General features: G+C 43.5%; 2 protein-coding genes. Both read right to left on the bottom strand.

The window, feature by feature from the left end; translation table 11 throughout:
• On the bottom strand, positions 1-996 hold the full coding sequence (locus tag L0J61_RS10475) for an enterochelin esterase domain-containing protein (protein ID WP_301466382.1): 996 nt from the start codon (positions 994-996) through the stop codon (positions 1-3).
• A gap of 201 nt (positions 997-1,197) precedes the next feature.
• On the bottom strand, positions 1,198-2,484 hold the full coding sequence (locus tag L0J61_RS10480) for a saccharopine dehydrogenase family protein (protein WP_301466383.1): 1,287 nt from the start codon (positions 2,482-2,484) through the stop codon (positions 1,198-1,200).
• Positions 2,485-2,618 lie beyond the last annotated feature (134 nt).

Genomic DNA, 2,618 nt, shown 5'->3' on the forward strand with positions numbered 1-2,618 from the left:
TCATCCCACTACCTTAGAGGTAGGGGATTTCTGCGGTAAAATGTTAAAAGTAGACAACGCTCCTTTAGGGATATCTGTTTGTGCATCTACCCAAGGCCTTTTTGGCGCATCTTTTAACGCGATAGTAGATTTGGTTGTGTACTTGTCAATTGCTGAACGAGGCCATGGATGATGATTATGGGGATCAGCTTGAGCCACAGCTCTTATCGCCACTCTACGTGCAAATCCAGGTTCTGGTAGTTGAGGCACATTGAACGCTATCTGATAAGAAAAATGGGTATCTTTTGGCACCACAAAGCTTTTGTACCATGTATCAGAATCAGCCAGTTGCTGTAATGACTCATGATTATTGGAAGGCGCGCCTAAAAGTTTTACGTTGTTATAATTGCCCCGCGCCAAAAATGTCATCACAGTACCAGCAGCAGTATCTTCAATGAGCGGCGTACCCAATACCTCTATATCTGCCCAAAAACTATCGCTATTCTGGCCCTTTTCCAGTGACTCACGTAATGCCGATACTTTTGGACTGAGTAGCGCATCAGAACTTTCTAAAGAACTTTCTAGAGAGCCTTCTGAACTCTGCTCTGCTAAACTGATGCGTTGCTCAAGCACTACTTGGTATGCGCCTGATCCAGACAAGCGCCATGTCGCATCGCAGTTTTCTGCCACTAAATAAAAATTTTGCTTGCCACCCTTATGATCAACCAAACGGCGCGATAGTTCTCCTGTAGCATCTATGACATCCATCATCATCATATCACCACTCTCTACATACCCTGTCAGATAGTCGCCCATATCGCAAGGAACATTGATATCCAGAGGCTGCGGTTTGATATTATTTTTCTCACTGCTAAGATGACTTAGCTCACCCTTCAGAGGACTCCCTACTTCTAACACGTCAGTTTGCGAACCAAATGCAGAAAATGACGTTGAATACAACAAACAAGTAAATCCTACTATCGCCCATTTTTTAGAGAAAAATCCTGTGTATGTCATCCACTGCTCCCAATTATATTTGCTGACAGACATATAACCTCTACCGTTACAAGATGTCTAGCAAATAATACAAAGATGAGATACTAACCCATATAACTATAAAATGATATTAAAAATCATTCTCATCTATTCTCATAGAAACAAAAAACCCTCTGACTCAATAATGAGTCAGAGGGGCTTTCGGATACAGATTACGACAAATTATATATCAAACTCAAGCGCTCTATCACCATTCTCGTCTTTGATACGAGTTGGCAAGCCAATCTTATTCAGCAAGTTGATAAATGGCTTGGCGTCTAGCTCTTCGACATTGACCATGTTGCCAGTATCCCATTCACCAGTCGCGACCAGCATGGCTGCAGCAACGGGAGGTACACCTGCGGTGTAAGAGATACCTTGACTACCGACCTCATTGTAAGCGTCTTTGTGATCTGAGACATTATAGACAAACACTTCACTATCAACGCCGTTGATTTTACCTTTGACCTTATCACCGATACAAGTATTGCCGCTATAGTCGGGCGCTAGCGAACTTGGATCTGGTAGCACTGCTTTTACTACTTTTAGCGGAACCACTTCCTGACCTTCGGCCGTCATCACAGGCTGCTCGGAAAGTAGACCTAAGTTTTGCAATACGGTAAAGACATTGATGTAATGCTCACCAAAGCCCATCCAAAAGCGAATATTAGGCACATCTAAATTGGCAGATAACGAATGAATTTCATCATGGCCACTTAAGTAGCTGTTTTGCACACCAACAACTGGAAAATCATCGGTACGCTTCACTTCAAACATCTTGTTAGACTGCCATTTGCTGTCCTGCCAAGAGTAGACGGTACCCGTAAATTCGCGAAAGTTAATTTCAGGGTCAAAGTTAGTAGCGAAGTACTTGCCATGACTGCCAGCATTAATGTCGATGATGTCGATATCAGTCACCGACCCTGCATCCATCATGTCATAGCCGATACGTGCATATGCGTTTACCACACCAGGATCGAATCCTGCGCCTAAAATCGCGGTAATATTATTGTCGGCACAGCGCTGTTTACGCTGCCACTCATAATTGTTATACCATGGTGGCGTCTCACAAATCTTACGTGGATCTTCGTGAATGGCCGTATCAATATATGCCGTACCCGTTTCGATACAAGCTTCTAATACCGTCATATTGATAAATGCCGAACCGACATTGATAACGATTTGTATGCCCGTGTCTTGTATCAGTTGGGTCAGCGCTTGGCTGTCCATAGCATCGACTTGGTGCGTGTGCAAGACAGCATCTTGCTTAAAGCTGCCTTTTTCTGTCACGCTTTGCGCAATGGCATCACATTTATCTTTGGTACGTGAGGCAATATGAATCTCGCCGAGGACATCGTTATGCATCGCACATTTATGCGCGACTACTTGTGCAACACCGCCCGCGCCGATGATGAGTACGTCTTTTTTGCCTGGTTTTGTTTGACTTGGTTTCGTTTGACTTGTGTTCAATGAACAATCCTCCTTTGTATTCCTGTTGATACCGTAAATATTGGTTATGCAGAACAGAAACAAGTGAATGATGTGCGTGAAATGAACTACCCACTACCTTAGAGGTAGGGGTTTCTTAGGTAATGCTCATACTT

This window comes from Psychrobacter sp., assembly GCF_030457785.1.
Lineage (GTDB): Bacteria > Pseudomonadota > Gammaproteobacteria > Pseudomonadales > Moraxellaceae > Psychrobacter.